This is a genomic window from Tamlana crocina (assembly GCF_012037625.1).
In genome coordinates, this window is the sequence record NZ_JAAVJS010000482.1 from 1 (window position 1) to 362 (window position 362).

General features: G+C 41.4%; 1 pseudogene. It reads left to right on the plus strand.

The window, feature by feature from the left end:
* A pseudogene (locus HC176_RS17695) lies at positions 1 to 261 on the plus strand (translation elongation factor Ts); the annotation flags it as partial.
* Positions 262 to 362 lie beyond the last annotated feature (101 nt).

A 362-nucleotide genomic window follows, 5' to 3' on the forward strand; every position in this document is an offset into this window, starting at 1 on the left:
GTTGCCCTTAACGAAGAAGGTGTAGACCAGTCTGTGATCGAAAAAGAGATCGAGATCGCGAAAGATCAACTAAGACAGGAAGGTAAGCCGGAAGAAATGCTTGACAATATCGCAAAAGGTAAGATCAAACGTTTCTTTAAAGACAACACTCTTGTGAACCAGGATTACATTAAAGACAGCAAAATGTCTGTTTCTGAATATGTGAAGTCACAGGATGCTAACCTTAAGGTTGTAGCTTTTGAAAGAGTTGCTTTGGGATAAGCAATTCGCTTTACAAATTTTAGAAACCCGCTTCTGCAAAGGAGCGGGTTTTTTGTTTCCGGTTGTAAGAATTGGCCTAAAGCCCGGAGAGGTCGGCCTTT